This window comes from Rossellomorea sp. H136, assembly GCF_056838065.1.
Map to the genome: position 1 here is coordinate 4,319,273 of NZ_CM166371.1, position 26,219 is coordinate 4,345,491.

A 26,219-nucleotide genomic window follows, 5' to 3' on the forward strand; every position below is an offset into this window, starting at 1 on the left:
ATGTAAGGATTAGATATCTTCATTCTCTCCATCTTCAATCACATCAGACAATCGGTTTGTAAATTGCTCTGCTGCATTTACGCCCATACGTTTCAGACGGAAGTTCATGGCAGCCACCTCAATGATAACCGCGAGATTTCGTCCGGGACGAACAGGTACAGTGTATTTTGTAATATCCGTATCGATGATTTTCATTGTCTCTTCTTCCAGTCCAAGCCGGTCGTACTGTTTCGTTTTATCCCATAGCTCGAGATTGATGCAAAGGGTAATGCGCTTATGGCTGCGGACGGCTCCTGCACCAAATAACGTCATGACATTGATGATCCCCAAACCACGTATTTCCAACAGATGTTCAATCAATTCAGGAGAACTGCCGATTAACGTATCCATGTCTTCCTGGCGAATCTCGACACAATCATCTGCTACAAGACGATGACCTCTTTTCACTAGTTCTAGAGCAGTTTCACTTTTACCAACACCGCTTTTCCCCGTGATCAACACTCCGACTCCATAAATATCCACCAGTACACCATGGATCGCCGTTGTTGGGGCAAGCTTACTTTCCAGATAGTTTGTCAGCCTCGAAGAGAATCGTGTTGTCTTCATCGAAGAACGCATGACAGGAACATCATAACGATTCGATGCTTCTACTAGCTCAGGCGGAATCTCAAGGTCTCTGGAAATGATGATACCAGGCGTAATATCTGTACAGAGAGCTTCCATTCTGCGCTTACGTTCCGCTTCATCTAATAGCTCCAGAAAAGATAACTCGGTTTTTCCCAATAGTTGTATCCGCTCTGCAGGATAGTAGTTGAAATAACCGGCCATCTCCAAACCTGGACGGGAAATGTCACTCGTTGTAATAGGTCTATGTAAGCCTTCTTCTCCACCGACAAGCTCTAATTTAAACTTATCGACAATATCTTTTGTGCGGACCTTTGCCACATGCAGCTCCTCCTTCACGTTACACTCGCTTCATATTTATAAACGATTCTTTCTCTAACCTATTTTAGCAATTATAGAAAAAAGCGCAAGGCAGCTTACTTGTAACAGGTGCACGTTTTATCCCCACAAAAAAACTCCGGCTCAACAATCAAGCCGGAGTTTTTTCCTATTACTTCTCTTTCATCGGATCCATCACTGTTTTTTGAATCACCAGGTTGGCAAGGGACAAAATGATCGATGCCAGAAAAGCCATGCCAAATCCGGATAACTCAAAGCTGCTTCCCATCAGGCCATCCGTCAGCAGTAACGTAATGGCATTAATGACGAAGAGAAACAGCCCAAGTGATAAAATAGTCACCGGCAGAGTCAAGATGATCAAAATCGGTTTCACCAGAACATTCAGTATCGAAAGAATAAAGCTGGCTCCTATTGCTGCCCCGAACCCGGATACTTCAAATCCTTCAAAAAACCCTGCCAATGCAATAAAGATTACTGCATTGATTAAAATTCCAATAATCCATCTCATTATTTGATGGCTTCCTCCTCATTTGGGAGCACGAAGGCCAATAAACCGTATACGACGGCCAGAGGGAAGAATCCCGTCGGAATGAGCAGGATGATAAAAATCACCCTTAGAATCGTTGCATCGATCCCCACATAACGGGACAAACCTCCAAGCACCCCGGCGAGTTTTCTGTCAGACCTTGATCGTGCCAATTGTTTTCTCATTGTTATTCCTTCTTTCTCATCTTATGCGTTGTCCTTATTAACATTCTTCTGTTCATGCTTTTTTATGAGGACAGATCCCGCTTTTGTTTCCGCAAAAAGATGAAGCTTATCGTCTGAATCGGTTTTACGACTGAAACGAATCGACTTTTGGACCACTTCATTTTTTTCCTCTAGTACATCAATACCCTGCAACTCAAGCTTAAAACCACCGAAGTTTGATTTTGCCTCTCCGGAGATGTTGATGTTTTCAGGAACGAATAAATCAATGTTGCCCGTTACCGTCTTTGCGTGAAGCGTGTCGGCTTTCTCCCCGGTCAAGGCACAAACCACGTTTCCGTTCAGGGATTGCACATCTGATATTGAGATATCCCCTTCGACATAGACCTTTCCATTAATGGATTCTGCTTCAACATGGTGAGCTTTCGCGTTCAGGATTGAAATCGCACCGTTGGATGTTTCCACTTCTGCTTTTTTCGCTGTCAGGTGATCGATATGAATCTTTCCATTAGCAGCTTTGGCACGAAGATCCTGGACATCTAAATTCTCTGCATTTAATCCACCATTAAATAAGCGGATCGAAATCCTTTTATATTGATGCTTTGGAATGTAGAGTTTAGAGTCTACCTTCATCCACTTTAATTGGGTGGAGTAATACAACGTATCCCCGTCTACAGCAAAGGACGTATTCTCCATGAACTGCTTTCTGGCTTCCTCATGATCTTCTGTACGATAAACCTTGGCCTCACATTCCACCCGGACTTCCTCACCATCCCAAGGGATCAGTTCTACCTTTCCATTGGCCACATCTACATCGATTTTCTCGAAATCCGTATTGGGCTGTTGATACACATGAGACAGCTCCACCGATTGATTCCACTGAAAATCAAAGTCAAAATTCTTAATCTTGTTCAACGCGCTATTCATGAAATCAAGAAGCTTATCTTTCGGATTTCCCGAATGGGTAGAGTGTTCTTTCTCACCCTTTTTATCCTCTTGAAAGATGGACACAAAATCATCAAGGAAATCCTTTTCCTTTGCCTTTTCTTTTGATGTATTTGGCTTTTGATCAATTGCTTCCAATAATGCCACTGCTTCCTGTGCCGAAATCGTCCCATTTTCCAACATATCCAAAATGCGTTTGCGTTCTTCATTCATACTCTTTCATCCCCTTTGTTGATTATAAAAGTACTTTAATGCCTTTATACACATTCCAAATGACCACGACAACACTAAGTAATATGGCTAAACCGATCATGATGACGGTGAATATCGGCAATCCCGCACCACTCGCGAAAACCCCCATATCCAAAAACAAGCCTGCAATCACAAGGGGCACCGCAACAACCGGTAATAAGTGAGATAAAAAGGCTGCTTTAGCGTCCTTTTTCACATAAGGATGATCTGATACAAAATAAACGATCAGCGGAAAAAGGAAGCCTGCAAAAAATATACTGAAATAGCACAGGGCTGATAATACCTTATTGGTCTCCATCTTCATCATCTCCTCTACTATTATTTACGATACGTGAAGCAAAAGGTTTCAATGCATTTGTTTGTAATCTTATTTTCACATAGTGGGAATGTTCTTCACTCCAACTTGAGGCTGATTTTAGATAGGTATGGAGTTGTGGTTTTGGTTGGGGATTGACGACGGGAATTGTTTTTTATTAAAAAGAGAGATGCACTTTGCATCTCTCCCATCATTAATTCGTCACTTCTTCTTTTTCCCTAATCCTCTTCTTCATCCGTTCACGATCGCGCTCAAGCACAGGTTTCAGGTACTTTCCTGTGTAGGAGCCTTGTACTTCGGCCACTTTTTCAGGGGTTCCGCTTGCAACAATCGTACCACCTTTGTCCCCGCCTTCAGGACCAAGATCTACAAGGTAATCGGCTGCTTTAATGACATCAAGATTGTGTTCGATGACGAGGACCGTATCTCCGTTTTCAACAAGTCGTTGAAGAACAACTAAGAGTCTAGCAATGTCATCCACATGAAGTCCCGTTGTCGGCTCATCCAGAATGTATAGAGAGCGGCCAGTAGAACGACGATGCAATTCTGAAGCAAGCTTCACACGTTGGGCTTCTCCCCCTGATAACGTAGTGGCTGGCTGACCTAACGTGATGTAGCCAAGTCCAACATCAAAGATGGTTTGCAGTTTACGTTTAATCTTCGGAATGTTCTCGAAGAATTTCACTGCGTCTTCGACTGTCATCTCGAGTACATCAGAAATATTTTTATCTTTATATTTCACTTCAAGTGTTTCCCGGTTGTATCGTTTCCCGTGACAAACTTCACATGGAACGTACACATCTGGAAGGAAGTGCATTTCGATCTTGATGATCCCGTCTCCGCGACATGCTTCACAACGTCCTCCTTTAACATTAAAGCTGAAACGGCCTTTTTTATAGCCCCGAACTTTCGCTTCATTGGTTGTGGCAAATACATCCCGGATATCATCGAATACCCCGGTATAAGTAGCCGGGTTCGATCTTGGGGTACGACCGATCGGTGATTGATCGATATCGATGACCTTATCAAGGTGGTCAATCCCCTTCACTTCTTTATGCTCACCAGGTTTTGATTTTGCATTATGAAGCTTTTGAGCCAGTGACTTATGCAGGATTTCATTGATCAACGTACTTTTACCGGATCCGGATACTCCAGTCACAGCGGTAAAGATTCCTAATGGCAGCTTCACTTTGACGTTGTTCAGGTTATTTTCTTTCGCTCCCACAATCTCTAAGTACCGGCCATCAGGTTTACGTCTTTCCTGTGGAAGAGGGATGAACTTCTTCCCTGAAAGGTACTGACCCGTCAATGAGTTCGAGTCATCCATCACTTCTTGTGGTGTTCCAGCAGACACCACTTCTCCCCCGTGAACACCCGCTCCAGGTCCGATATCGATGAGGTAGTCTGCAGCCATCATCGTATCTTCATCATGCTCGACTACGATCAATGTGTTTCCTATTTCCCTCATGTTCTTTAAGGTGTCGATCAGTCGGTCATTGTCCCGTTGGTGCAATCCGATGGACGGCTCATCAAGAATGTAGAGGACCCCCGTCAGACGGGAACCGATTTGAGTCGCTAAACGAATCCGTTGAGCCTCTCCCCCCGAAAGCGTGCCTGCTGCCCGGCTTAATGTGAGGTACTCAAGTCCAACGTTGACCAGGAATCCGAGGCGTTCACGGATCTCCCTCAAAATAAGATTGGCGATCTTCATATCTTTTTCAGATAGCTCGAGCTTATGGAAAAACTGCTCTGCTTCTTCTATTGAAAAGGCTGTTACTTCCCCAATATGAAGTGAGTCTACTTTTACTGCTAAGCTCTCTTCTTTCAAACGGTGGCCTTTACAGGTTGGGCAATCCTGCTGCGCCATGTATTTCTCCATCTGTTCACGGATATAATCAGAGCTTGTTTCACGGTAACGGCGCTCAACATTCGGGATGACTCCCTCGAAACGAAGATAGTTTTCACGAACTTGACCAAAATCGTTCTCGTAACGGAAGTAAATCTCATCTTTGCCGGATCCATACAGGACCTTATCCATTTGTTGTTTCGGAATGTCCTTCACAGCAATATCCATCGGAATTTCATAGTGATCACATACTGCCTTAAGAAGAGACGGATAGTATTGAGAACTGGTTGGTTCCCACGGAGCAATCGCATGCTCGTTCAGAGTGCGATCCCAATTTGGGATTATCAACTCCTTATCAACCTCAAGCTTTGTTCCCAATCCGTCACAGCTTTGGCAGGCACCATACGGACTATTGAAAGAAAACATTCTTGGCTCAAGCTCTGTGATAGAGAAACCACAGTATGGACAGGCGTGATGCTCACTGAATAGAAGTTCGTCCTCACCTATTACATCAATGATAACTTGACCGTCTGCCAGTCTAAGTGCAGTTTCAAGTGAGTCGGACAGACGTGCTGCGACACCTTCCTTCACGACGATTCGATCAATAATCACTTCAATGGAGTGCTTTTTATTTTTTTCCAGCGAGATTTCTTCTCCAAGATCCTGGACTTCACCATTGATACGTACTCGAACAAACCCTTGTTTCTTTATTTCTTCAAGGGTCTTCACGTGAGTTCCTTTACGGCCTGATACAACTGGTGCCAGTACTTGAAGCTTCGTTCTTTCCGGGTATTCAAGAATACGGTCGACCATTTGTTCAATCGTTTGGGAGGAGATTTCGATCCCGTGATTTGGACAAATCGGTTTCCCTACTCTTGCAAACAACAGTCTTAGATAGTCGTAAATTTCTGTTACCGTCCCTACAGTCGAACGGGGATTACGACTCGTTGTTTTTTGATCGATGGAAATCGCCGGGGACAACCCTTCGATGGCATCGACATCAGGCTTATCCATTTGACCTAAAAATTGACGGGCATAGGCAGAAAGGGATTCGACATAACGTCTTTGTCCTTCTGCATAAATGGTATCAAAGGCAAGGGATGACTTACCTGAACCCGAAAGCCCCGTTAAAACGACCAGTTTATCCCGGGGGATTTTAATATCTATATTTTTTAAATTATGAGCTCTAGCTCCTTGTACGATTATTTGATCTCGCGCCATATATCGTTCATCCTTCCGCCTTGAGCTCAAGAATGGTATCACGAAGCTGTGCAGCGCGCTCAAAGTCCAATGCCTTGGCTGCTTCCTTCATTTCCACTTCTAAGCTAGCAATAAGTTTTTGTCGCTCCGGTTTAGACATTTTCGAAACTCTTGTCTGTTCTCCTTCATAAACCCCTGCTTCTTCTGCGGCATGAGTTGCCCTGATGACATCCCGGATTTCTTTTTGTATGGTCGTCGGGGTAACGCCGTGTTTTTCATTATATTCTTCTTGTATCGTTCGACGACGTTCTGTCTCATCAAGTGCTTTTTGCATAGAGTCGGTCATTTTGTCCGCGTACATGATGACTTTACCGTTACTATTACGAGCTGCACGGCCAATCGTTTGAATGAGGGAACGTTCAGAACGCAAGAACCCTTCTTTATCGGCATCCAGTATGGTGACGAGTGATACCTCGGGAATGTCCAATCCTTCACGAAGCAGGTTGATTCCCACTAAAACATCATATTTACCTAAACGGAGGTCGCGAATAATTTCAATCCGTTCCAAGGTTTTGATTTCTGAATGCAAATATTGAACTTTAATACCCATTTCCTTTAAATATGCAGAGAGATCCTCAGACATTTTCTTCGTAAGGGTAGTCACAAGGACACGTTCATTTTTCTCAATACGTTCGTTGATTTCACCCAGAAGGTCATCGATTTGTCCTTCGATGGGACGTACCTCGATGATCGGATCTAACAGTCCTGTCGGACGGATGATCTGCTCAACCATCTCAGGACTATGCTCCAACTCATATGGTCCAGGAGTTGCCGAAACATAGAGGAGCTGCTGTGTTTTCTTTTCAAATTCTTCGAAGCGCAGGGGACGATTGTCCATGGCTGAAGGCAGACGGAAGCCGTGATCCACAAGCACTTTTTTACGGGCCTGATCCCCGTTAAACATCCCCCTGATTTGAGGTAATGTCACATGGGACTCGTCGACAACAATTAAGAAATCGTCTGGAAAATAGTCCAGAAGAGTATACGGTGTCGATCCGGACGGCCTTAGTGTCAGGTGACGGGAGTAGTTTTCAATCCCCGAGCAAAAGCCCATCTCCCTCATCATTTCGAGATCATAACGGGTCCGTTGCTCCAGACGCTGGGCCTCGAGCAGTTTATTTTCTTCTTTCATGATGACTAATTGCTCTTCAAGTTCTTTTTCAATATTCTTGATGGCGACCTGCAATTTTTCTTCACGGGTTACGAAGTGGGAAGCCGGGAAAATCGCGATATGATCTCGTTCGCCCATGATTTCACCTGTCAGGGCATCCACTTCACGAATCCGGTCAATTTCATCTCCGAAAAACTCTACACGCATACAGTGTTCATCCCGGGAAGCCGGGAAAATTTCCACTACGTCGCCTCGAACACGGAAGGTTCCACGCTGAAAGTCGATGTCGTTTCGTTCATATTGAATATCCACAAGCTTACGCAGCAATTGATTTCGTTCGATTTCCATTCCTGTACGCAGGGAAAGAACGAGCTCCCGGTATTCCTCCGGGTTACCTAAACCATAAATACAGGACACGCTGGCAATGATGATGACATCTTTTCGCTCAAACAAAGAAGATGTGGCAGAGTGCCTGAGTTTATCGATTTCATCATTGATGCTTGCATCCTTCTCAATAAACGTATCCGTTTGAGGAACGTATGCTTCTGGCTGATAATAGTCATAGTAACTGACAAAATATTCAACGGCGTTATCAGGGAAAAACTCTTTAAATTCACTGTAGAGCTGCCCCGCCAATGTTTTATTATGAGCAATGATAAGGGTCGGCTTTTCAACCTGCTTGATCACATTGGAGACAGTGAATGTCTTTCCTGTCCCTGTAGCTCCAAGTAAGGTTTGATGGCGTTTCCCTTCATTTATGCCTTGAACTAATTTCTCAATCGCCAGTGGCTGATCTCCCTCTGGTTTATATTTAGACTTGAGCTCAAATTGATCTTTCACCGTGAAACCTCCTATTATAAAGGACTGCTACCTTGTATTTACCTACTTATACCCATCTTAAACACTGTCCATTCTTCTATACACATTCTACCACATTTCCTACAGTATTAACCAATAATAAGCGAACAAAAGTTCGTTTTTTTTATTTTTGTAGGAATAACATCATCTTGGTTGTGGATAACTTTTGATGAAGAAATAGTTTAGAGGCTTAAATCATGATTTCGACATTTTACAGCAGGCAGCAAGGAGCTTATAAGAAATTTTCGACATAATACGAGACATTTCTATACACAACCTGTGCACAACTATGTGTATAAGTCGATATTACTTGTGGAAAATCCCTAAGTTTATTCACAATTCGTCAAATTTCTTGTGCACAATGTTGATGAATGCGGATTCAATCTGTGAATAACATGTGTACCCTCTTACTTATTCACACTATTCTTTATTTATCCACAATTAAGAATCTCTATTTGAATATGCTTTCTGCCACATCATTAAGCTTTTCCCGACACAAATATTCATCTAGGCATATACCTGATAATTGATTGACTATTCTGTCTTATTTCCAATAAGCTTTCTTATAAGTTCAACAAAAAATACATATTGTTTAGGAGGAATGTATGAAAAAATCTAAATGGCTACAAGTTGCCGGTTCCCTTAGTTTAACGGGATTCCTACTTAGTTCCACAATCACCCCGATGTCACCATCGATTACCTCTCATGGAGTGGCACAAGCTGAAGTTGTCGATTCACTCGAGTTGCAAAAAGCGTTTCAACAAGCAGCGCAGGAATTCAATGTCCCGGTTGAAATTCTACTTGCAGTGGGTTATAACGTATCACTATGGGAGCATCATGACGGAAAGCCAAGTGCTTCCGGAGGCTACGGTTTGATGCATCTTACGGAGGTTAATACTGATAGTTTAGAAGATACCCACAGCGATGAACCCGCTCATATGTTTTTATCCGGTAAAGAGGACGCAGACTCTCAACCGTTAGAAAAATCAATACTGAAAATCGAGTCTACTTTAGACATCAATGATTCAAGACTTCACACTCTGAATACCGCAGCTGAACTACTCTCTCTTCAACCAGAAACGTTGAAACAAAATAAACAGCAAAATATCCGTGGCGCTGCAGCACTTCTGGTGCAGTATGCCATAGATACCTCTGGGGAGACACCTTCTGATGTAAATGAATGGTACGGGGCAGTCGCTAAATACAGCGGTTCATCCGACTATACGGGAGCAAAGGACTTTGCGGACCGTGTATACGAGACAATTAACGAAGGAGTAACTAGACAAACAGAGGATGGCTCTTCCTTAACCTTAGCCCCAAAACAAACCAAACCGAATATAGAATCAATCCAATCATTAAACTTAAAAAAGGACACTGAAGAAACCGAAGCCGATTGTCCGAATGGCCTCGCATGCCATTACGTTCAGGCAGCTTACAAGAAAATTGACTGGGGTGGCGGGACCTACTATGAAACTTCATATGGCAATTACGATATTGCAAACCGCCCACATGACAATCAGGAAATCAAGTACATCGTCCTCCATGACACAGAGATCAGCTATGACTTAACCAAAACTGTGTTCCAGAGGGAATGGACTCAAGCTTCCGCTCATTATGTGATCCGTTCTTCCGACGGTGATATCACCCAAATGGTGGACAATAAAGATGTAGCCTGGCATGCTGGCAACTGGTATTTCAACTCCAAGAGCATTGGTATCGAGCACGAAGGTATCGCCATTGAAGGAGCAGCATGGTATAACGAACAGTTGTATCATGCATCAGCCAGATTAGTTAAACATCTTTCTAAAAAGTTCAATATTCCATTAGACCGCGATCATATCATTGCACATGATGAGATACCTGGGACGACTGCTGCAAGACAACCTGCTATGCACTGGGATCCAGGTCCATTCTGGGATTGGGCACATTATATGCAAATCCTTGGAGCTCCCCTGGAGTCAGGAAAAGGACAAAAAGGCATCGTCCAAATCCGTCCGAATTTCGAAACAAACAAACCAATCCTTCAGACTCCATCAGGAGAACCTGTACCTGAACAATCGGCAAATTTTGTGTATTTGTATACAGCTCCAAGCTTTGATGCTCCGTTAATCAAAGACGCTGCCCTACCAAACGCCCACCCACTCGATGCGTCCAATTGGGGTAACAAGGCGGTTACAGGGCAAACCTTTTACAAGGCAGAAGAACAAGATGACTGGACAGCAATTTGGTACGCAGGACAAAAAGCATGGTTTTATAACCCTAAAGGAAGGAATACAACAAAAGGATCAGGTATTGTGATCACACCTAAGGCAGGAACTCCGGGCATCCCTGTTTATGGACTTGCCTATCCAGAAGAAGAAGCTTTTCCTGATGACATCCCGGTAAGAGGAATGTCTCCTCTTCAGTACACACTTACCTCTGATCAAAAATATGTAGCAACCGAGAAAGTAAAAGGAAGCTACTACAGTGCACCTGTTTACACGTACAATCCAGAGACGACTCATAAAATCGTCTGGGGGAATGATGAATTCTATCTTATTCACTTAAACCACCGCCTGGCCTTTGTAAAAGCCAGCGATGTCGATGTTGTAGCTACTCCATAAAAAAACATGGGCTGTCTTTTAAAAAAAGACAGCCCATGTTTTTCAAGAACTTCTATTCATCTGTCACCCAAATCATGCACTTCTCTTCGCTTTTTTCATCATCCGGTCGCTATACCAGAATCCGACAGTCAACGAAGCCGCGTCCACGACAATAAGGAACCATGAATCCGTATAGCCCTTTGAAACCGAAGCTGCAATAAGGGCTACGGTCAAGATCAATCCGACATAATGATTGTAAGTAACGCGTGTGAACAGAACGACAAGCAATCCTGGTAAAAATAAACCTAAAATGATTTTGGACACGTTCAACTCTCCTTAAAGATAAGGGAATAACACATATTCTACCGAAGTTTTCCCTATCTGGAAAGGGTTTTCCTACTCCTCACCCTGCTGAATTAATCTCTGGGTCCTTTCCTTCAACTCACTATGGGGGATGAATTTTTCAGACAGCATATCAGGCAGAATGTATTCCAAGAAGTATTGTACGCACTCCAGGTCCTTGTATTTCACAATCGTAGATAAGGCTTCTTGATAAATTTCAATAAATAGAGGTTCCGGATTCCCTTTTTGAATTTCTCCAAAGGATTCATACAGAAGATCGATTTTGTCTGCGACAGATAAGACCCTTCCTTCAAGGGTATCGTCTTTTCCCTCTTTAAACCGTTCTCTGTACACTTCTTGAAATTGCGGGGGAAATTCTGTAGTAATGAATTTATTGACCATCTGATCTTCCACCTGGCTGAAAAGTTCACGTAACTCTCCCGATGCATACTTCACAGGGGTCTTGATATCGCCTGTAAATAACTCTGCGTAGTCATGATTCAGTGCTTTTTCATACAGAGCTTTCCAATCGATTTCTTTCCCGTTCTGTTCCTCTACAGTCCCAAGAAATTGGGCTATTTTAGTTACCTTAAATGAGTGGCTTGCTACATTGTGCTCATGATACTTAAATCGCCCCGGACAGCGAATGAGGGTTTCAAGGTCCGATAAGCTCTTAAAATAATGATGAATTCCCATGTTATTCTCCTCTCGTTGATCGACTTTACTTTATGAAAATAGTATCAAGTTGAAGGAGCAAGGGCAAAGATTATCCACTAACCCTTAGCTTCCAACCCTTTTATTTCTCCTAACAGTATATTATTTAGAGCATCGTGATAACGTGTGGGAATTTGATGAGAGGCTCCTGGAATGATATATATTTTCTTAGGATAGCAATCGTTATACAGTTTTAGATGAGAATTGATCCAATCCGACCTTTCACCATAAATTAAGAGTAGAGGTATGGGAAGCTTCTCGACCTGCTTTATCCCATCATAATGAAGGGATTGCTCGTAGAACTGATACCAAATATGGGGGTTCGCCTTATTCATATGACCCCTGAGCTTCTCACGCTCAAACTTGTCTTTGAAATGTGCTCTGGAAATAATTCCCGATAAGCGGGCAGGATGGTCACGAACCATTTTCATGCCCATATGGTGCATCCATATCAGCTTGGGATTCGTGACTTTCGGATATCCACCTACTAGAATGAGGGCGGAAACCCGATTTTCATAGGTACAGGCGAATGTTTGTCCTACTATTCCCCCTGCAGAATATCCAAGCATCACACATTCAGCAATGTTCAGGTGGTCGAGGATCGCCTTTATGTCCTCTACAAACTCAGCGATACTTATATTCTGATCCAAGGTAAAGGAGTCTCCATGTCCTGTTAAATCCGGAATGATGAGGCGAAAATGCCTGGAAAGCACATGCTGCTTTATGAAGGTCATCCTTCCCATGCCCGGGGGATGGATCAAGACCAGGGGATTCCCCTCTCCTATATCGTCAAAATAAAGATCTCTACCCTTAAAATGAATCATCGCCATAAAAATAAATCCTCCCTCAACCGCTTTACTACACATTGTTCTCGGGTTAAGGGAGTTCTAGTCACTTTATTTAAATGAGACGGACGGAAACAATACCGTGTATTTCTTTCATCCTGCTTTTCACTTGATATTGTTCTTCTTCGAGGAGTTTTTGATCCAAATCAATCATGGTATAGGCCCACGTATGTTTACTGCGGTTAATCATATCTGCGATATTAACTGCGTACCCTGAGAGAACATTGGCGATTTGGCTGACCATATTCGGGATGTTTTGGTGCATGACCGTCACTCGCATTTTTCCACTATAAGGAAGTTCCACATCAGGCAGGTTCACAGCATGCTTAATATTACCCGTTTCAAGATATGTTTTCAGCTGCTTTGTCGCCATGATGGCACAGTTTTCTTCAGATTCTACGGTAGATGCACCCAAGTGAGGAACAGGGACGACGTTTTTCATGTTCAAAACCTTTTTATTAGGGAAATCCGTCACATATTTACGGACAATTCCTGCTTCAAGGGCCTTTTCCAGAGCATCTTCTTCTACTAGCTCACCTCTTGAAAAGTTTAAGATCGTCATACCCTTTTTCATCTTAGTGAAGCCTTCTTCACTCACAAAGCTTTCCGTTTTGTCTGTTAATGGAATGTGTAGCGTCACAAAATCACACTCTGCCCATACTTCTTCAATATGATGAGCACGCTTCACATCCTGGGATAAACGCCACGCTGCGTCCACTGATATAAATGGATCATAGGCGACCACATCCATCCCAAGAGCCAGGGCATCATTTGCGACAAGGACGCCAATCGCGCCTAAGCCTACGACTCCAAGTTTCTTCCCTTTAATCTCGCTTCCTACGAATTCTTTTTTCTTTGCTTCTACGACACTTGGTACATCTTCCTCTGTTTCTCTTAAAGTGTTTGTCCAGCCGACAGCAGAATATAGGTTACGTGAAGAAGCGATCAAATTAGCCAGTACGAGCTCTTTCACGGCGTTTGCATTCGCACCGGGTGTATTAAAGACAACAATTCCTTTTTCCGTACAGTGATCAATCGGGATATTATTGACTCCTGCTCCTGCCCGGGCAATGGCTTTGACTGACGCCGGAAAAGAGTAATCATGCAAGTTCTTGGATCTGACCAGGATTCCATCGGGATCACCATTTCCATTCAGATGGTAGTTCAGGTCATCCTCGATCAGTGAAAGTCCGCTTTGACTTATTGCATTGTACGTATTGATTGAAATCATCCTTATAATCCTCCTTGCTCAGACTCAAATTTTTTCATGAAATCGACCAGTGCTTCCACTCCTCGTAGCGGCATGGCATTATATAGACTCGCTCGCATTCCACCAACAGAACGGTGTCCTTTTAAAAATTCAAACCCTTCTGCCTTGGCTTCTTTTAGAAACCGGGAGTCCAGCTCCTCATCACGTGTTGAAAAAGGAATGTTCATTAAGGAGCGATTTTTTTCCGGGACAGGGTTGTGGAATAAAGATGATCCGTCTATACAGGTGTATAGGAGACCGGCCTTCCTCTCATTTTCAGCCTGCATCCCTTCCACTCCACCATTTTCCTTCACCCACTCCAGTACAAGTTTTAATACGTATATAGAGAAGGTTGGGGGCGTGTTAAAGAGGGAATCATGCTTTACATATGTTTCGTAATCCAACATCGTTGGACACGCATTCGATGCTTGACCAACCAGACTTTCATGAATGATCGCCACCGTTACACCAGAAGGACCCAGATTCTTTTGAGCACCTGCATAGATCATCCCAAAGGAGGAAACGTCTATTTTCTCCGAAAGGATATGGGAGGACATATCGGCTATAAGTGGAATGCCTCCTGTTTCAGGCCATTTAGTGTAACGTGTTCCTTCAATTGTATTGTTGGAGGTAATATGTACGTAGCTTGACTGTGTTGAGAAATCTTCTGGTGTATAAGCAGGGATCTCAAACTTTTCTTGAGGTGATAAAGTACGGACATTCCCAACCTTTTCTGCTTCTTTGACAGCTTTCTTTGACCAGCTGCCTGTCAGGACATAGTCAGCTTCTTGATCTGAACCCAGTAAGTTTAGAGGAAGCATGGAAAATTGCAGGGATGCTCCTCCTTGCATAAACACGACATGGTAATCATCTGGAATCGAGAGCAGTTCACGCAATAAACCTTGAGCTTCTCCTATTATATTTTGGAAAGGGGCAGATCGATGACTTAATTCCATTACAGACATGCCCGTTTCTTGATAGTTCAATAATTCGCCTTGAACCTTTTTTAGAACAGGCTCAGGTAACACCGCAGGACCAGCAGAAAAATTATACACACGCTTCAACAACAGCACCGCCTAAAGTTCAGAATTTTTCAACAGTATAATCGCGCACAGTCGTTTAGTCAATATCAAAAACGAATGATGAAAACGCTTAACATAAACGTTTTTAGACTCATGCGTGGTTATGGATTGATTCTTTGTCGTTTTTAAAAAAGGCTCTTTTCATAAACATTGTGGCTTTGCATAACTTCCCAAAAGTGAATTTTTGTTTTGGATGAGTAGTAGTGCGAAAACATGGACCGTTCCTTTCCGCTCCAGGCACTTCCTTTCCGCGGGGAGGAAGTCGAGCCTCCTGATATGAACGAAACTGTCAATACTCATATCCTACATCGATTTGGAGGCAACTTTAAGAAGAGAAGCTCCTTTCGCTTCTTCTCTATATGTTGCGTTAAAGCCATTACTGGCTAGACTTTTTCCTTCTTTAGCTTACTGACCACTTCTCACCTCATCAAATAGCTGTCAAGTGATCTTCTTGATAGCTATTTGATGAGGTGAGATACTTATTGAGCTAAAGAAAATGAATTTTTCCTCCTTACTTTTTTTAGAATAGAAGGTAAGAACACGGCACGAAGGCAAAAATTCTACTGCGGTTAGCACTCTGATATTCGTGGGTTTTCACATTTTATCTTTCCGTATAAAGGACTGATCCACTAACTCGGGTCGTGCGTTAATCTAAATAGATATAGCACAGAGGAGGCCACGTGGGTTTTCCTTTCCGGTTTTTCTCTTTGCCTTCGAGCCCTATTCTCATTCTTCTAAGGGGTTACCTTACTCTTCGAGCTACGGGAATACGTTCTTTAATTTGTTTTCGGTGTTTCTTCTACTTCTTGCATCACTGCCCAAATAAAACCTGCCAATTCTCTGGCTACAGCCGTTATGGCTTTACCTCCTTCTTTCCCTCTGGATAATAAACGATAATACTTCTTATGAAGTCGATTTTGTGCTTTCCAAGAGATCGCTTGAATGGTAGGGGATTGGCCACTCTGTCTTCGTTTTAATTCGCCCTTGACTGCTGGTTGATATCGATAGCTCCAAGCTGATTCCACCAACAACCTTCGAACGTGTCGATTGCCTGTTTTGGTAATGTTCCCTTGCATGCGCCTCTCTCCACTAGAATATTCACTAGGAATTAATCCAACGTAGGCCATAAATTCGCGAGGGGTAGAAAAACGTTTGAAAGATCCGACTTCAGCTACAATACTTGTCGCTGTGACAAGCGCAACTCCTCTTAGTGCTTGAAGTGCTTGTATTTTCGGCGCCTGGATTCCTTCATTCGCATAGGTTCTTATTTCTTCTTCTAATCGTAGGACCCTTTGTCCCAACTCTTTCAGTTGGTGATAATATTCTTGAAACACCACCCGTAAATGAGGATTTTCAAATTTTAATGTATCCAGCCACTGCATATATTTTACTGTCCATTTTCTCACTCCTGAAGGAGGATTGATATTATTTCGTAGTAAAAATTTACTTAAGCGGTGTTTGGACCTTAACTCATCTTCCTTTGCGTCTTCTCGACATCTGACAAGATCCCGCAGTGCCTCATCTTCTTGTGTCGGTATATAAATAGATGTTAATTCACCGGCTCGGAACAACTGTGCGAGCCGAATAGAGTCTCTACGATCTGTTTTTATGCGCTCTCCTGGTCTTTGAGGAATAAGAGATGGGGCAATGACCTCACAGTAAATCCCTAAGGTTAGAAATAATCGATATAAGGAATAACCTGTCGGCCCTGCTTCATAACACACTCGCACTGTCTCTGAACTTCCTATTTTCTTTATCAATTTCTTCACAGCTTCCGGGGTATGAGGAATCATTCCCCAGTATCTCGGTTCTTGTCGTCCTTCATCCGCTATCGCGACAGCAATTTTTTCTTTGGATACGTCTAAACCAACGTATTTTATGGTATCCTTCATAGTAACTAGCTCCTTCCGTAATGTAGCTCTGATTTGGTTTTTGTTTTTACTTCAGAAACAGTCTAACCAAATTAACCTACGATGTTACGAGTAAGGAGCTAGTTTTCGTTCATGATAACTCGACGTTCCGTCTGTGGGTTCTCGACCTTTCCTCTATTTCCCGCAGGAGTTAAGTGCCTTCCGCTACAATCCACTCTGTGCTTCTCCTAATGACATATAGACAATACAAAAAGCTCCTATTGTAGAAATGTTGAGCGTTTTTTTTCCAAAAAAATATCTACAAAGGAGTAAAAGAAAATTTTATGTTTACTCATGAATCGAAGGATCATTAAACTATCTTTTAAATGGACCAAACAATGCTCCCACCGAAAATAAACTCATTTAAAGTGAGCAGTAGTCCGTTTTCTATATTAAGCTTTGTCATGAATTTTTTTATAGATGGTAAGGGGAACTGCGTAGACTCCTGCGGATTTCGGGCGTGCCGAGACCCCGTTCGGCTAAGCTGAGGAGGCTCGGCCGAACGCTAGCTGCAAGCGGAGCGGTCCCCCTCACCATCCAGCACACATTCATTGACAGAGCCCTGGCAGATTCAATTATATTCATCAAACTTCACGAAAAGAGCCTAAAAACAATAAAAAACCGGCTCCCCCACTTACCCGCGAAGGGCAAAATGAAGTGAGCCGGTTGGTTGAGTGTTAACCTGTTAATATATCTTCTTTTGGATAGCGGATCTTTTCTTTGTCCGGTCTTGATAGAGAGAAAGCCAGTGTAAGTGGGCCCAGTTTCCCGACAAACATCACGATGATAATGATCCATTTACCTATCGCTGTCAGAGAGCCGGTAATCCCCATGGACAAGCCTACCGTTCCGAAGGCTGATACCACTTCAAAGAGAATAGCCAGGAAAGAAGCATTCTTTTCTGTCATATCAAGGAAAAACAGAGCCGTAAAAACAAGGAGCACACTGATCATCGACACAGCCAAAGCTTTAAAAATATAGTTTTGATCAATCGTACGACGGAAAATACGAATCTCTCTTTTCTCCTTTAAGAAAGCAAACACACTCAATGAAATCACGACAAAGGTGGTCAGCTTGATTCCTCCACCCGTTGAAGCACTCCCGGCCCCGATGAACATCAAAAGAATCGTGAGCAGCAATGTTGAACGTTCCATGCTTCCGTAATCAAGTGAGTTAAAACCAGCCGTGCGGGGGGTGACTGCTTGAAAATAAGAAGCGAATAGTTTATCAAGGAATGGTAACTGAGCCAGTGTGTTCGGGTTATTATACTCCAGGATGAAAATCATCATAAAAGCGAATATATTGATAACAAATGTCCCAACTACCATGATTTTCGTATGGAGTGACAGTTTTCGAATCGTTTTTGATTTCCATAAGTCCACTAAAACGGTGAATCCGATCCCACCTACAATAAACAGAAACGAAATCGTGATATTGACGATGGGACTTCCCACATAACCCATTAAACTATCGGACCAAAGAGAGAATCCTGCATTATTAAACGCGGAAATAGAATGAAATATACTGACGTAAAGCCCTCTTCTCCAACCGAATTCAGGAACCCATTCTGACGCCAATAAAAGAACGGCGAAACCTTCAACAAGGAAAGAAAAGATAAATAAATATTTTACAAGCTTGATGACTCCTCCTACAGACGTCTGATTTAATGCCTGTTGAAGAAGAAGTCGTTCTTTAAATCCGATTTTCTTTCCAAGCATCATAAAGATCAAGACAGCAAAGGACATGATACCCAGTCCCCCGATTTGGATCAGACTCATAATGACCACTTCACCAAAAAGAGTGAAGGACCCTCCCGTATCAACGACCGCAAGCCCCGTGACCGTCATAGCGGAAGTCGTCGTGAACAAGGCATCAAGCCATGTAATCGATTCTGTGGTGGCAAACGGCAGCTTAAGCAAACCCATTCCTACTATGATAAAGAATAGAAATGTCACAACAAGAAGTTGAGGAGGGCTTAACCGGATCACCCTATGTTTCATAGGTTATACACCTTCTTTTTCAAATCGATTGATATCCCTGTTATGTCCAATGACGATCAATAAATCTTCAATTTTTATGACTTCATCGGCAGAAGGAGATACAATGACTTCCTCCCCGCGGTGAATGGCAATGATATTACAACCGAATTTCGCCCGGACATCGAGATCAATTAACGTTTTGCCCGCGACTTTTTTAGACGCACGCACTTCTACAATGCTGTGCTCCTTCGAAAGCTCTATATAATCAATGATCTTTTCTGATGTAATGTGGTGGGCGATTCTTCGCGCCATGTCACGTTCCGGGTGAATGACTTTATCTGCCCCGATCCGGTCCAACACCTTCTGATGATAGGAGTTCGAAGCTTTGACCCATACTTCTTTAACCCCTAATTCTTTTAAAAGTAAGGTGGTAAGAATACTTGCTTCTATATTATCCCCAAAGGACACGATCACGTGATCAAAGTTTCTGAGACCAAGGGATTTCAATACAGATTCATCCATGGCATTCGCCTGCACGGCATGCGTGGCAATGTCTATATAATGCTGGACGACATCGTGATGAATATCAATGGCTAACACTTCAACATCCAGATCAGCCAATTCCTGAACCAGATTCCCTCCAAATCTCCCTAATCCAATAACTGCAAACTGCTTTTTCATGATGAAATCCTCCAAAACCTTTTTAATAGCTTAACCATCTAGTACTTCTTCATTACATCAAAAGCCCATGCGGCTAGAACAGAAGCAGCAACATAAGACGAACCCGACGGAAGGATTCCTTTTCCTTTTTGCCAGGTTTGACTCATGACCTCTGGACCCCAGCCTCCAAGGACAGACATCTAAACAACGCAAAAAGACCAGCAGGAACTAAGCCTGTGGTCATCCATAATCGATCACAAGTATCATCCTCTCCCATTACGCTTACGAGGTTAGCTGACGGATTCGGGTTATGGAAGTAGCCCTACCTTTCAAAAGAAAGGATTCACCCCTTTAAAACACTCGGGTCCCCCGCTTCAAAAATGAATTAAGCGATAAAGAATATTCATTTGATGATAGATATATTACTCCTCTCCTAATTCGTTGTAAATAGGTTTTTTGTAAAATTTTTTAGGCTCTTTTCCTAAAGTTTGTTGCTTTTAAAAAAGCGAGGAGTGGTTGATTTCCGCTCCAGGTGCTCGCCTTTCCGCGGGGCGTGAGTTGAGCCTCCTCGGGCTTTGCCCTGTGGGGTCTCAACTTTCCCGCCATTCCCGCAGGAGTCGAGCACCTTCCGCTCCAATCAACTTTCTGAGCATGCATGTATCTTTAAAAGAAATGAATAAATACTAGAATTTCAGCAAACAACCTCATTTAAAATGAGGAGAGATTATTTTCTTTTTAAAAAAGACCAATTTTGTTTTGTATTAGATTTCCTTTAACACCTTATAGCTCTGTCACGAAAATCTCTTAAAGATGGTGAGGGGAACTGCGTAGACTCCTGCGGAAGTACGGGCGTGCCGAGACCCCGGAAGCGAAGTTAGGAAGGCTCAGCCGAACGCTAGCTGCAAGCGAAGCAGTTCCCCTCACCACCCAGCACATTCTGATTGACACAGCCAAAGCGGACCATTTGTTAAAAACAACATTCTTTGAGTAAAGAACAATTTTTCAAAAGAAAATAAGGTAAAATTAAATCAATCCATCCAGCATTTACTGTTCGTTAAAAAGGTTTCTCTTTTCTACATCAGGGGAATAGCATACATAAGTATTACGAAAATAGAACCAGAAGGGAAGAAGTGTATATGTCAGGAGTTTCATCCATTACAAAATCAAACAGTTCATCTGTTTCATCAAATGATATAAAACCATGGATTAGAGGGTTTGCACGGATTGGATTTATTTCAAGAGGGATTGTTTATATGCTTATTGGCGCATTAGCCATTATGGCAGCACTCGGAATAGGAGGAAGCACTTCGGACTCGAGTGGTGCCTTTTCAGCAGTGGCAAGCAAACCCTTTGGGGAAGTCCTTCTCTGGCTATTAGGTCTCGGCCTGATCGGAATTGTTCTTTGGCACCTCATTCAAGTGGTAAAAGATCCGGAACACGTGAATAATGACGGGAAATCAATGTTTAGAAGACTCGCTAATCTGATCACCGGCATTGCTTACGCTTCTTTGACTTATAATGCTTTCGCCATTGCGATGCATGCCAAAAACTCCGGTTCGGGATCTAAGCAAACCTTATCTGCTAAGTTATTGTCTCAGCCCTTTGGTCAATGGGTTGTAGGAATTGTCGGACTTATCATTATTGGATATGCACTTTATGAAATTCATAATGCTTATACTGAAAAATACACGAACAAATTCAAAAGGCATGAAATGTCCGAGAAAGAATGGGAATTGGGAAGAAAGACAGGCAGGCTAGGGTTATATTCCCGGGGCATCGTCTTTTTACTGATCGGTTATTTCTTTATTCAAACTGCGATCACAGCCGACCCGGATAAAACACAAGGATTGGATGGAGCACTTTCCAAGATAGCCCAACAACCTTATGGTCAATGGCTTCTGGGAATTGTAGCGGCAGGATTGGTACTATATGGCGTATTTCAAATTTTAACAGGTAAAAACCGTCATATGAGCATGTATTAAGAATGAAAAGGAGCAGCCAAAGGGCAGCTCCTTTTTTCTTCTGGCACCACTGTTAAAATGTAACTGGATCCATTTCTTCTGTTAAAGTCTTCATATTATATCCTTGATCAGTCAACTTCTTAAGTAAAGAATCTAAATAAGCGAGTGTCGTAGGTTTTTCATGAATAAGAATGACTTTTGGCTGGTTTTCATATGAATAAGAAGCTAACTGATCCATGACATTCTGAACATACTCCCCACTATGATATTTCCAATCTTCACTATCCACATTCCAATCCCATAAACTAAATCCCTCTCTCTTTACTGCCTTCAAATATTCCGGCTTCATATTGGGTACGGACCCATAAGGAACGCGAATCAGCTCGCTGCGAATACCCGTAATGGACTCTAACGTAGATTGGGCCGTCAACATCTCCCCTACAACCGATTCACTAGATTGGTAGACTTCGGATACATCATGGGTGACACCATGCAACCCGACACTATGCCCTTCTTCCACCATTTGTCGGACGGCCTCACTATGTTTTTTCATATTCGGTTCCAGCATAAAGAAGCTCGCTTTTGCACCATATTGATTAAGCACTTTAAGAATCGCTTCCGTATTTTCATTCGGACCATCATCGAATGTGATGTAGACCGTCTTTTCATCCTCAAAGGTCCCTTGTTTATTCACATTGCTCGGATTCTCCTCATTAGACTTGTCGTCTTCTACAATCACCGCTTCACTGGAATTAGTCTCTTGTTCCTCTGCTTGAGTATTGCTGTCATGTTCCTCAACCCCGACTTCAGGTTGTCCAAATTCGCCTTCCTCTTCTTCAGAAGGTTCTTCCTTGACTACCTTTGGCTGAGTGGTTGTTTCCTTTGTATTCTTCGCTTCCCCAATGTCCAATACCCACGAAGTTGAAAGAATGAGTAATAACACGATCACTCCTGCCAGTCCCCCCAACTCAATGGGTTTGATCCATTTTCTTTTTTTCCGTTGTCTCCCCATGTCGATCACCTTTCTACTTTCTTGTTACCTTTAATGATAGGGTCATAGACGATGGAAAAGGTTACTTCCCGGTTACAAAGTAAGGGAGACTTTTGTAACTTTTTTGTTACTTTTGTCGATTGGGTTTACACTATACTAGTGAAAGCTCTAGGCAGGATGTGATGATCAATTGAAGAAGATTTTCTTCCTAATGGTTTGTCTTTCGATGTGTACGGCTTGCTCTTTATTCCAATCCAATACATCGTTACTTAAACCACCTGAACTTCCGGTTAAACAGCAGGAAGTGAAACAAGCGATCGGAAAATATGTTCCGTCACAAGCGGAATGGGTTTCACCGATTGAAGACAAACAAGCAAACAAAATGATAGAAGCAGATTTGGATCACGATCAAACGAACGAATTGATCGTATTCTATAGACTACCCGATCAAACCTCTCAAATGGAAGCCATTGTTCTAAAGAAGGAAAAAGGGGAATGGAAGGAAACAATGAAATTGAAGGATCTTGGAAGGGAACTTCATAAAGTAGAATTTCTGGACTTTAACCAGGATGGATACAAAGAAATACTGGTTGGGTTCTCCTTCTCAGAAGAAGCTTCTGACAAAGCACTGATCGTGTATGATCTATCTAAAGATAAACCGAAGAAGCTGTTGGAATCCCAATATAGTGCGTTTTTTTCAGGAAACTTCACTAAGGATGGTCAAGGGGAAATCCTCCTTGCCTCACTTGTTCCCAACCAGTCTCATTCTGTTCGTCTTTATCAATTCAGCAATCATAAAATGAACGTATTAGATGAGCTGAAGTTAGATCCATATGTTTACCCTTACTACCATTCTTTAGCCGGTTCCATCGCCCCTTCTTTAAAGGGAGCGATACTCGATGCAGGTGTAGGTGCTCATTCATCTACGTCATTCATTATTGGTGTAGAGAACGAGCAATTGATGAATGTTTTACCGGAAAACATAAGGGAGGAAGAGCTTTTCAGGGCATACGCCGTGAATAGTGAAGATTCGAACGGAGATGGTATCCTTGAATTCACTCTGCAAAAAGAGGCAAGCGATGATAATCTTGCCTATTCTGAGATGCCATTCATCAATGAGTATTATCAGCTCAGCGATCAAAAACAAGCAGAGCTCATTCATCGATACTACGACAATACAGATTATTTATATAGGCTCGAGATTCCACAGGAATGGCCTTCTATAGAAGTGAAGGAATCAGAAGACGGACGTTATGTGGAATTCCTTTCCTTGAAAGATGGCAGCGTGATTTTTGATGTATACGTGATTGACAAAGGTCAATCACTGCCAAAAGGGTGGAATCTATTATATGAAACCAATCAATTCACATATGTAACAAAATACTCAGCGGCAATAGGCAAGCGTCTCTTCCAGCCTATCTGATGAGAAAATGGAGGTGTAGATGGATGAAGCACATTTTGATTATTGAAGATGAAGAACCCATCCGTGGCTTTATCGAGATTAACTTAATGCGATACGGATACGCTGTCTTGCAAGCTGGTAGCGCGGAGGATGGAATTGACCTGGTTAAGAAAGCCCAACCTACAGTCGATATTGTCTTACTCGATGTCATGCTTCCTGGTATGAACGGATTTGAAGCATGCAAAGAAATCAGAAATTGGAATCCATCCATTGGAATCATCATGTTGACGGCTAAAGTACAAGAAATGGATAAGGTACACGGATTGATGAACGGGGCAGATGATTATATCCCGAAACCATTCAGTCCGAATGAGCTCATCGCTCGAATTGAAGCATTACTGAGAAGAATGAATGTCCATCAGGTCAATGAGGATAACCAATCCCCCATCACGTTAGACGAACAGAAGAGACTTCTATTCGTTCAAGGAAAGAAGATTGACCTTTCCCCGATAGAGTACGAATTACTCAGCATCATATTTAAGGCAAAAGGAGAAGCGATCTCTCGAAATGATCTGTTAGATGAAGTATGGGGACTCCAATACGCAGGTGACCCGAAAATTGTGGATGTGAATATTCGACGAATCCGTCAAAAAATTGAAGAAGATCCTTCCCATCCTCACTATATCCTGACGGTTTGGGGATATGGATATCGCTGGAATGATGAAAATGGGAATTAAAAAAAGATTACTCATTCAGAACGTGTCCATTATCACCTTAACTATTCTTTTATTTTTAGGCATTCTCGTTTCCGGAATCTATTCTTATTACTACAACGGTACAATAGATATGCTGAAGAATCATGCTGTTAACTCGTCACAGTTTGCCAATAAGTATATGAACCTTCATTCATTTACCTTAAGGAATGAATTGGCCAATCTCCAGAATAACTTCTCCATCCCTCAAGCCGAAACACAAATATTGAATGCCAATGGAGACATATTATCCTCTTCGACTGGCTTTATTCCGGATCAAAAGCCTGACTTCAAGGATATTGAGGAGGCATTTCGAAATGGCAGCGGAACCTGGATTGGCAACCACCCCAAAACAGGTGAGCATATTTTGGCTGTCTCTGTACCGTTAAATGGAGAGAATAACACCATTGGATTGATCCGGTTTATTACATCCCTGGAATCACTGGATAACAGTTTCCGAACGATCTTGCTTTCTTTATTTTTAATTGGACTGGTTATTTTGCTTATCGTTTTTATGGTGAGTACATTTTTTGCCCGTAATTTAACGACACCTGTGATTGAACTGACCGAAGCATCACAGAAGCTTGCTAAAGGAGCATTGGAAACAAGAATTGTCGGACAATACAAGGACGAATTCCAAACCTTGAGTACGTCCTTTAATGACATGGCGAGGGAACTGCTTAAAACGGAGAAAATGAAGAATGAGTTCATCTCTTCCGTTTCCCATGAACTTCGCACTCCCCTTACGAGTATTAAAGGATGGAGCGAAACATTGCTGACGGGTGATTTACAAAATGTGCAGGAAAACAAAACGGGATTGAACATCATTTCGAACGAAACGAATCGTTTGATTGGACTTGTAGAGGAGCTATTGGACTTTTCGCGATTTTCAAATGGATCATTTACGACTCACCCCACTACCTTTTCTTTCAACCGTACAGTCAATGAAGTCATTCTTCAGCTGGATCAAAAACGGAAAGAAAAAGGAATATCCATTATGTTGGAAAGCGAAGAGACCATGGATCTATTTGCTGATGAGAATCGTATTCGACAAGTGTTGATCAATCTACTAGATAACGCAATTAAGTACTCCGACCCGGATTCAACGGTTTTCATACGTTATAACAAGATGAATTCCCGTTTTACCTTTGAAATAGAAGATGAGGGGCAGGGAATCGACCCAGAACACCTGCAGCATATTGCCACCTTATTCTATAAGGAGAAGGAGAATTCAGATGGGTTAGGGTTAGGACTAGCCATCTGTAAAAACATCATTGAATTGCACCATGGAAAATTGTTTGTAAAAAGTGAAAAGGGTTCAGGTACAACTGCCGGTTTCACCCTTCCCTTACTTTCTTAAAGAGCTTGGATTTTGAATCCAGGCTCTTTTTTTGTATGGATCAGGCATGAATTTTGACACTCCTTTTATTCTGTTGTATCTTATGACAATAAATCCTCACTAAACCTATAAGAATTATGAATATGTATGCT

At 42.4% G+C, this 26,219-nt stretch carries 21 protein-coding genes and 1 riboswitch; of the genes, 5 read left to right on the forward strand and 16 right to left on the reverse strand.

Going from position 1 to position 26,219, the window contains the following annotated elements; genetic code table 11:
• Positions 1-9: 9 nt before the first annotated feature.
• From hprK to uvrB, 7 genes are all read right to left on the reverse strand, one after another.
• Positions 10-945: an HPr(Ser) kinase/phosphatase gene (gene hprK / locus ACYH0O_RS21810; protein WP_148970214.1), complete on the reverse strand. Its 936-nt coding sequence runs from the start codon at positions 943-945 to the stop codon at positions 10-12.
• A 169-nt stretch (positions 946-1,114) separates the two neighbouring features.
• A complete protein-coding gene (locus ACYH0O_RS21815; RefSeq protein WP_324745413.1) occupies positions 1,115-1,471 on the reverse strand; it encodes a phage holin family protein in 357 nt (118 codons plus the stop codon).
• A complete protein-coding gene (locus ACYH0O_RS21820) occupies positions 1,471-1,674 on the reverse strand; it encodes a PspC domain-containing protein (RefSeq protein WP_148970216.1) in 204 nt (67 codons plus the stop codon). Before ACYH0O_RS21820 ends, ACYH0O_RS21815 begins: the two co-directional genes overlap by 1 nt.
• Positions 1,675-1,695: 21 nt before the next feature.
• Entirely contained in the window at positions 1,696-2,829 is a 1,134-nt protein-coding gene (locus ACYH0O_RS21825; RefSeq protein WP_482630306.1) for a DUF4097 family beta strand repeat-containing protein, read from the reverse strand.
• 22 nt (positions 2,830-2,851) lie between these two features.
• Positions 2,852-3,166: a magnetosome magnetite crystal formation protein family gene (locus tag ACYH0O_RS21830; RefSeq protein ID WP_426892372.1), complete on the reverse strand. Its 315-nt coding sequence runs from the start codon at positions 3,164-3,166 to the stop codon at positions 2,852-2,854.
• A 211-nt stretch (positions 3,167-3,377) separates the two neighbouring features.
• The gene (gene uvrA / locus ACYH0O_RS21835; protein ID WP_482630307.1) at positions 3,378-6,251 is read right to left on the reverse strand and encodes an excinuclease ABC subunit UvrA; all 2,874 of its coding nucleotides are present in this window, start codon (positions 6,249-6,251) and stop codon (positions 3,378-3,380) included.
• 7 nt (positions 6,252-6,258) lie between these two features.
• Entirely contained in the window at positions 6,259-8,241 is a 1,983-nt protein-coding gene (uvrB, locus tag ACYH0O_RS21840) for an excinuclease ABC subunit UvrB (RefSeq protein WP_482630308.1), read from the reverse strand.
• Positions 8,242-8,864: 623 nt separating this feature from the next.
• Between uvrB and ACYH0O_RS21845 the strand changes: the two genes are divergently transcribed.
• Entirely contained in the window at positions 8,865-10,862 is a 1,998-nt protein-coding gene (locus tag ACYH0O_RS21845; RefSeq protein ID WP_482630309.1) for an N-acetylmuramoyl-L-alanine amidase, read from the forward strand.
• A 72-nt stretch (positions 10,863-10,934) separates the two neighbouring features.
• Here ACYH0O_RS21845 and ACYH0O_RS21850 read toward each other — a convergent pair whose 3' ends face one another.
• From ACYH0O_RS21850 to ACYH0O_RS21885, 8 genes are all read right to left on the reverse strand, one after another.
• Positions 10,935-11,165, reverse strand: coding sequence for a CsbA family protein (locus ACYH0O_RS21850; RefSeq protein ID WP_148995393.1), 231 nt, complete (start codon positions 11,163-11,165; stop codon positions 10,935-10,937).
• A 72-nt stretch (positions 11,166-11,237) separates the two neighbouring features.
• The gene (locus ACYH0O_RS21855) at positions 11,238-11,879 is read right to left on the reverse strand and encodes an HD domain-containing protein (RefSeq protein WP_148970223.1); all 642 of its coding nucleotides are present in this window, start codon (positions 11,877-11,879) and stop codon (positions 11,238-11,240) included.
• 77 nt (positions 11,880-11,956) lie between these two features.
• Positions 11,957-12,727 (reverse strand): alpha/beta fold hydrolase, encoded by a 771-nt coding sequence (locus ACYH0O_RS21860; RefSeq protein ID WP_482630310.1) that lies wholly within the window; start codon positions 12,725-12,727, stop codon positions 11,957-11,959.
• A gap of 70 nt (positions 12,728-12,797) precedes the next feature.
• Complete coding sequence (locus ACYH0O_RS21865; protein WP_482630311.1) at positions 12,798-13,973, reverse strand: phosphoglycerate dehydrogenase; 1,176 nt, start codon at positions 13,971-13,973, stop codon at positions 12,798-12,800.
• 2 nt (positions 13,974-13,975) lie between these two features.
• A complete protein-coding gene (gene serC, locus ACYH0O_RS21870) occupies positions 13,976-15,055 on the reverse strand; it encodes a 3-phosphoserine/phosphohydroxythreonine transaminase (protein WP_482630312.1) in 1,080 nt (359 codons plus the stop codon).
• A 794-nt stretch (positions 15,056-15,849) separates the two neighbouring features.
• Positions 15,850-16,965: an IS110 family RNA-guided transposase gene (locus ACYH0O_RS21875; RefSeq protein WP_482629831.1), complete on the reverse strand. Its 1,116-nt coding sequence runs from the start codon at positions 16,963-16,965 to the stop codon at positions 15,850-15,852.
• A gap of 695 nt (positions 16,966-17,660) precedes the next feature.
• The gene (locus ACYH0O_RS21880) at positions 17,661-18,983 is read right to left on the reverse strand and encodes a TrkH family potassium uptake protein (RefSeq protein WP_482630313.1); all 1,323 of its coding nucleotides are present in this window, start codon (positions 18,981-18,983) and stop codon (positions 17,661-17,663) included.
• A gap of 3 nt (positions 18,984-18,986) precedes the next feature.
• Complete coding sequence (locus ACYH0O_RS21885; protein ID WP_324745426.1) at positions 18,987-19,643, reverse strand: potassium channel family protein; 657 nt, start codon at positions 19,641-19,643, stop codon at positions 18,987-18,989.
• 242 nt (positions 19,644-19,885) lie between these two features.
• A riboswitch (cyclic di-AMP (ydaO/yuaA leader) is annotated at positions 19,886-20,024 on the reverse strand.
• Positions 20,025-20,758: 734 nt separating this feature from the next.
• On the opposite strand from ACYH0O_RS21885, the gene ACYH0O_RS21890 reads away from it, so the two are divergent.
• A complete protein-coding gene (locus ACYH0O_RS21890; RefSeq protein ID WP_482630314.1) occupies positions 20,759-21,604 on the forward strand; it encodes a DUF1206 domain-containing protein in 846 nt (281 codons plus the stop codon).
• Between the two features lie 52 nt (positions 21,605-21,656).
• On the opposite strand, the gene ACYH0O_RS21895 is transcribed toward ACYH0O_RS21890, so the two are convergent.
• The gene (locus ACYH0O_RS21895; RefSeq protein ID WP_482630315.1) at positions 21,657-22,595 is read right to left on the reverse strand and encodes a polysaccharide deacetylase family protein; all 939 of its coding nucleotides are present in this window, start codon (positions 22,593-22,595) and stop codon (positions 21,657-21,659) included.
• Between the two features lie 169 nt (positions 22,596-22,764).
• Here ACYH0O_RS21895 and ACYH0O_RS21900 point away from each other — a divergent pair, with 169 nt between their 5' ends.
• Genes ACYH0O_RS21900 through ACYH0O_RS21910 form a run of 3 tightly spaced genes read left to right on the forward strand, consistent with a single transcriptional unit; the run spans position 22,765 to position 26,088 of the window.
• Positions 22,765-23,997 (forward strand): hypothetical protein, encoded by a 1,233-nt coding sequence (locus ACYH0O_RS21900; RefSeq protein ID WP_482630316.1) that lies wholly within the window; start codon positions 22,765-22,767, stop codon positions 23,995-23,997.
• A gap of 23 nt (positions 23,998-24,020) precedes the next feature.
• Positions 24,021-24,713 (forward strand): response regulator transcription factor, encoded by a 693-nt coding sequence (locus tag ACYH0O_RS21905; protein WP_482630317.1) that lies wholly within the window; start codon positions 24,021-24,023, stop codon positions 24,711-24,713.
• Positions 24,694-26,088 (forward strand): sensor histidine kinase, encoded by a 1,395-nt coding sequence (locus ACYH0O_RS21910; RefSeq protein WP_482630318.1) that lies wholly within the window; start codon positions 24,694-24,696, stop codon positions 26,086-26,088. Before ACYH0O_RS21905 ends, ACYH0O_RS21910 begins: the two co-directional genes overlap by 20 nt.
• Positions 26,089-26,219 lie beyond the last annotated feature (131 nt).